Genomic DNA, 5569 nt, shown 5'->3' on the forward strand with positions numbered 1-5569 from the left:
TTGCGCATGGATTACCGCGCCGCCGGGGCTGCGGCTTATTTGGGTTTGGGCGCAGTGTGGGCACTGGGGCTGTCGTCGTCGGCGGCGCAGTTGCAGGCCAACCCGGCCAGCTTGCCGCCGTCGATCCTGTCGATCACCGGGATGATCCCGTTCACCGAGACCATCTTCCTGTGGCAATCGGGCGTGTTGTTACTGGCGCTGATCGTGGTGTCGCTGATCATCGCCTATGCCACCGCACCCGGCCCCAATAGTGCGCGTGATGCCAAGGCCTGTGGTGTCGACCCGGCCTTCAATATGCCTAAACCACAGCCGCCGACGCGTCCGGGTGAATGGCTGGAACACAGCCCGCTGCTGACCATCTTGCTGGCCTTGCTGGCGGCTGGCTGGTTGTTCCATGAGTTCTCGACCAAACCTGCGATCAGTGCGATTTCGGGGCTGAACACCTATAACTTCCTGTTCATCATGGTCGGCGCGCTGCTGCACTGGCGCCCGCGCAGCTTCCTGGATGCGGTGGCGCGTGCCATGCCGACCACCACGGGCGTGCTGATCCAGTTTCCGTTGTATGGCTCGATCGCCGCGTTGATGACCGTGGTGAAAGGCGGTGACGGCCAGACCCTGGCGCACCATATCTCGTTGTTCTTTACCTCCATCGCCTCCCACGACACTTACGCGCTGTTGATGGGCGTGTACTCGGCGGTGCTGGGCTTCTTTATCCCGTCGGGCGGTGGCAAGTGGATTATTGAAGCGCCTTACGTGATGCAAGTGGCCAATGACCTGCAATACCACCTGGGCTGGGCGGTGCAGATCTATAACGCGGCTGAGGCACTGCCGAACTTGATCAACCCGTTTTATATGCTGCCGCTGCTGGGCGTGCTGGGGCTGAAGGCACGGGATCTGATCGGGTTTTCATTTGTGCAGTTGCTGGTGCACACGCCGCTGGTGTTGTTTCTGTTGTGGGCGCTGGGGACGACGTTGAAGTATTTGCCGCCGGTGATGCCTTAAACGACCCTGACTGCGCTTGTTGCACAGGCGCAGTCAGGCTGGAACCACAGGAAGGCGATGCAATAGATCAGGCAACGCCTCCTGGATCGTGTCCCAAACCACATCGAGGTTGATATCGAAATAACCGTGGGCAATCCGGTTGCGCATCCCGCGCATGCTACGCCAAGGGATCTGCGGGTGACTCGCAGCGAAATCTGGATGCTGATCCATGATTTTTGTTGATGCCTCACCAATGATGATCAGACTCATGACAACTGCTTGTTGAGTACGTCTGTCTTCCAGAAACTCTTCTTTGTTCAAGCCGTCAACAAATGTGATCGCATCAGCGGTGGCTTGCCTTATGTGATCCAAATAGTCCCCGAGGCGATTTACTGTCATACCGGGCGTGCCTCAGCCAACACTTTTGCGCGAAACTTCAGTGGTAAATCGCCAGGCGTCAGCAGGTCCACATTGACCCCGAGCAGATCCTCCAGCTCTACCTGCAATCCACCAAGATCAAAAAGCGTGGTCCCCGGCGGAGCATCTACCAGCAGATCAAGGTCGCTACCTTCTTGATCGGTACCCAGCAAGACAGACCCAAACACCCTTGGATTTGAGATACGGAAACGCCCCACCACCTCTCTGACGGCGGCCCGTTTTAGATCAAGGGCGATTGAAGGTTTCACGGTTCACCTCGGTGGCATCCATTATTGACGCAGTTTAGCAGTGCCAGGGTGTGTGTATACATGCCCGATTTCTTACATCAACCTCGTCATTGCGTCACATTGCATTGCTAATTCCATGGCCAGATGTATCGGGCTTTCCCACTTATTGCAGTGACAGCCTCTGACTTCCCTCCCTCGCGCCTTTGATTAACCTGCCTTGGATTACCACCCACAAACGCCAAGGAAAATCCGATGACGCCCCTGTCCAAATCACTGGAAGAGTTGATCAATGATATTTACAAGGACGACCACGTGTCGTTCGTCGAGTACACGGCTCTGCGAGACGATGCCGATCGGCGTATGGCTGCCGTCGTCAATGAGTTTGGCCTGCACAATAACGTCACAGCCTTCCAAAAAGTGATGGACGTGGCCATGCAGCTTTTGCAAACCACGGTCATCGATGCAAAAAAAGCCAAGCTGACCGACACGGGTGAGGCCATCGTCAAGGATGCGTTGACGGCTCAAGTGGAGTACTTGCGAGCGGGCAGCCAACTGGCACTGCACTTGTTGTAATCGCCCTTCAGCATTCAAGCCGCTGTCTTCGTTCCGTCACATTGCATTGCTACCGTCCTGCGAAATATCTTGCAACAATCAACCAGCAGGAACGCCCAGCAATGAGTGACGAGCACGAAGACCGCCCTTCTCCCGATTCCGTAACCCAACCGCCCGTGGACACCAGCCGTCGGCGTTTCCTCGGGGGCGCGGCGGTGCTGGGGGTTGGTGCGACCTTGAGTGCTTGCGGCAATACCAGCGAGCCTGCGGGCAAGCCAGAGGTGCGGCCGCTTACACCGCAAGAGCTGGACAAGGCCTTGCACGAGCAGGTGAAGACAGTCGTGGTGATCTACGCCGAGAACCGCAGTTTCAATAACCTGTTCGCAGACTTCCCTGGCGTGGAGAAACCACTGTCGGCGCTCTCCGCAGCCGACGTGCAGCAACGTGACCGTGATGGCAGCCTGCTTAGCACCCTGCCACCGGCCTGGGGCGGCGTGTTGCAAGTCGGCCCGCAAAGTGTGGACGGGGTGACTTACCCCAGCGAAGTGCAATTCCAGGAAAACCTGCCCAACGCGCCATTCGCCCTCAAAGGCCCGAATGCCGAGGACCTGCCTTTGAGCCTGGTCACTCGTGATTTGTGGCATGTGTTCTACCAGAACCAGATGCAGATCAACGGCGGCAAGAACGACAACTTTGTCGCCTGGGCCGATTCCGGTGGCCTGGTGATGGGGTACTACGCCCAGAGTCGATATTCCCTGCGCTTGTGGGACGTGGCCAAGGAGTTTGTGCTGTGCGACAACTTCTTCCAGGGCGCTTTCGGTGGCTCGTTCCTCAACCACCAGTACCTGATCAGCGCCACCGCGCCGTTTTATCCGAATGCCGCACAATCGGTGGCCAAGGCGCAAATAGCCACGCTGCAAAGCGATGACCCCACCGACCCGCGCCTCAAGCCGCTGGACAAGTCCCCGGCCAGCGCCATGACCGGCCCGCCGCAGTTCGGCCCCAGTGCCTTGACGCCGGACGGTTACGGCGTGAACACCCTGGCACCGCCATACTGGCCGACCTGGATCCGCGACCCGCAAAACCCGGACTATTCCAAGCCCGATCTGCCCAACGTGCTGGTGCCGCAAACCCACGAACACATTGGCGACAAACTGTCGAAAAAGAACGTCGATTGGGCCTGGTACGCCGGGGCCTGGCAGGCGACGCTGGACCAGTTCAAGGACTCGGGCGGCATCCCGAAGATTCCGAACTTCCAGTACCACCACCAACCGTTCAACTACTTCAAGCAACAAGGCCCGCAAAACCGTGCTGAGCGCGACAAACGCTTGCGTGACGGCGGTTTGGGCGATGATTCCGGCACCAACAAGTTCTTCGCCGATGCCCAGGCCGGCAAGCTGCCCGCCGTGACGTTCTACAAGCCCCAGGGCAACCTGAACATGCACGCCGGCTACGCCGATGTGGCCTCGGGCGACCGTCATATCGCCCGCGCCTTGAAAGTGCTGCAAGAAAGCCCGCAGTGGAAAAACATGGTGGTGGTGGTCACTGTCGATGAAAACGGCGGCTGGTGGGACCACGTGGCACCGCCCAAAGGCGATCGCTGGGGCCCGGGCACGCGGGTTCCGGCGTTGGTGGTGTCGCCGTTTGCACGCAAAGGCACGGTGGACCATACGGTTTACGACACCGCGTCGATCCTGCGTTTGATCACCCGCGTGTTCCAGTTGGAGACACTGGACGGCCTCAAGCAGCGCGATGACGCGATGATCGCCCGCGGCCAGAAGCCCATGGGCGATTTGAGCAACGCCTTGCAGTTCAACCGGTAGGTTTTCTTATCCAATAGCGACATGCCTGGCGATTTAGCACGCGGTTTTCCTGGTCAACCGCTACTGTGTGCAAGTGGGCTTTCACCCCGCGCAGACGGGCTTTCGCTGACAAGGAACCAACTATGTTTAAACCGACCAGGCTGTCCTTCACACTGGCCGCACTGCTGGCCAGTGCGGTCGTACAGGCCGACATCGAAGTACCACTGGGCAGCACGCAACGCGTCACCCAACTGTTCGCGTTCCCCAATAACTGCAACGTAATCTGCTTTCGGCCATGGACGCTGGAGCAGACCGCCGAGCACTATTTGAACCAGAGCTTGCAACGCGATGGGTACAGCCGTGCCAAGGTCAGTGTGAAAACCCACGACGGCCAGGTTTCAGCTACCTTCAGCGGTGTGCCCGAGCACTATGGCCAGCCCCTGACCACGCTGCTCAACACCGCCGACCTGGCCTACCAGGGCGCCAGCAAACTTAACAGCGACGGCAAGTGGGCCTACAACTGGTACTTGTTCCTGCCGCTGGGCATGGCCCTGGAAAACCGCAAGAGCATCGAACTGCTGCACTTCCCGCCCGACTACTCGCTGACCCAGGCCCAGGACTACCTGGAATCGGCCACCACTGACCGCTGGGCCACTTTGCTCACGGACAATGGCATCCCGGCCACAGAAACACCGGCCTACCAGACCATCATCGATATTGCGCCGATCGCCGCGCCGTCCAATGCGGGCAAGGACCTGGAAAACGTCTACAGCTACTTTGCCGACTACCAGACGCGCATGGTCAAGGAGCTGAGCCTGCACGCCAACGGCTCATTGCCGATGGTGGCATTCGGCGCACCGGTGCGTAACTGGATCAAACAACAGTACGGCCAAACCGTCGCCGTGCTGGGGCTGGCGCAGATCAGCCCGGTTGCCGGTAAAACCGTGTCGGTACTGGGCTCCAACCACCCGAGTTACATCTGGTATGCGGCAGATCCGGCCAGCTATGACGGCAATGAACAAAAAGCCGATGAGGCTGGTTTGAAAGTAATGGGGCAAGACTTGAGCGCCGCCTGCTGGCAAGCCGGCATGGGCCAGAAACCCGCCAGTGACCCAAATGTGTTGCTCAAGGCGTGCATGAACACCTGGCAAGTCACGCGCAAGGAGCAGACCTGTGAGCTGTTCTACACCTCGGTGCGCAACCTGACCCCGGAGCAAGCCAACGCCAAATGCGCCACCCCGCCCATCAAGGCGCAGTTGAAACAGCTGAAAGACGCCGCCCCAATCCCTGCTGTTACTGCCCCTGCGCTGTAAATCGTACAAAATATAACCGGTTTCTACTGTCAGATCTGACAGTAGAAATCGCCTACAACTTCAGCGAGTCTTGAACGGCACCCATCCGCTGCAAGACTGGAAGTCAGACCCCATCGCAGGTCGATGCAGCCTAGCCCAGGAGAGTTATGAAAACTCAAGCCATGGATAAGGCTAAAACTGCTGTGAGTGACTGCCTTTACCCCTTCAAAACGGTGCTCGTTGAACAGGGTTACCCTTCGAGTGAACACTTCCAGGT

Annotated in this window: 6 protein-coding genes and 1 pseudogene; 5 read left to right on the forward strand and 2 right to left on the reverse strand. The window is 58.6% G+C overall.

What is annotated here, in order from left to right; all coding sequences use genetic code 11:
* A partial coding sequence (locus tag FEM54_RS22805) for a TIGR00366 family protein (RefSeq protein ID WP_138453166.1) occupies window positions 1-1002 on the forward strand: 1002 nt, incomplete at its 5' end.
* Between the two features lie 33 nt (window positions 1003-1035).
* On the opposite strand, the gene FEM54_RS22810 is transcribed toward FEM54_RS22805, so the two are convergent.
* On the reverse strand, window positions 1036-1380 hold the full coding sequence (locus tag FEM54_RS22810) for a HepT-like ribonuclease domain-containing protein (RefSeq protein ID WP_138453168.1): 345 nt from the start codon (window positions 1378-1380) through the stop codon (window positions 1036-1038).
* Window positions 1377-1667, reverse strand: coding sequence for a nucleotidyltransferase family protein (locus FEM54_RS22815; RefSeq protein WP_017134527.1), 291 nt, complete (start codon window positions 1665-1667; stop codon window positions 1377-1379). The genes FEM54_RS22810 and FEM54_RS22815 overlap by 4 nt, the downstream gene beginning before the upstream one ends.
* 231 nt (window positions 1668-1898) lie before the next feature.
* Between FEM54_RS22815 and FEM54_RS22820 the strand changes: the two genes are divergently transcribed.
* The 4 genes and pseudogenes from FEM54_RS22820 to FEM54_RS34725 form a co-directional block, all read left to right on the forward strand.
* Window positions 1899-2219 (forward strand): hypothetical protein, encoded by a 321-nt coding sequence (locus FEM54_RS22820; protein WP_017134528.1) that lies wholly within the window; start codon window positions 1899-1901, stop codon window positions 2217-2219.
* 101 nt (window positions 2220-2320) lie between these two features.
* Window positions 2321-4021 carry an acid phosphatase gene (locus FEM54_RS22825; RefSeq protein WP_099549199.1) on the forward strand — a complete coding sequence of 567 codons (1701 nt, stop codon included), beginning with the start codon at window positions 2321-2323 and terminating at the stop codon, window positions 4019-4021.
* 122 nt (window positions 4022-4143) lie between these two features.
* Entirely contained in the window at window positions 4144-5313 is a 1170-nt protein-coding gene (locus FEM54_RS22830) for a hypothetical protein (protein WP_099549198.1), read from the forward strand.
* A 146-nt stretch (window positions 5314-5459) separates the two neighbouring features.
* Window positions 5460-5569: pseudogene (locus tag FEM54_RS34725) on the forward strand (SET domain-containing protein-lysine N-methyltransferase); the annotation flags it as partial.

Source organism: Pseudomonas edaphica, from assembly GCF_005863185.1.
Lineage (GTDB): Bacteria > Pseudomonadota > Gammaproteobacteria > Pseudomonadales > Pseudomonadaceae > Aquipseudomonas > Aquipseudomonas edaphica.

Coding starts and splice junctions, on each gene's coding strand:
- FEM54_RS22810 (WP_138453168.1), bottom strand. CDS start 1,380: ATGACAGTAAATCGCCTCGGGGACTATTTGGATCACATAAGGCAAGCC.
- FEM54_RS22820 (WP_017134528.1), top strand. CDS start 1,899: ATGACGCCCCTGTCCAAATCACTGGAAGAGTTGATCAATGATATTTAC.
- FEM54_RS22825 (WP_099549199.1), top strand. CDS start 2,321: ATGAGTGACGAGCACGAAGACCGCCCTTCTCCCGATTCCGTAACCCAA.
- FEM54_RS22830 (WP_099549198.1), top strand. CDS start 4,144: ATGTTTAAACCGACCAGGCTGTCCTTCACACTGGCCGCACTGCTGGCC.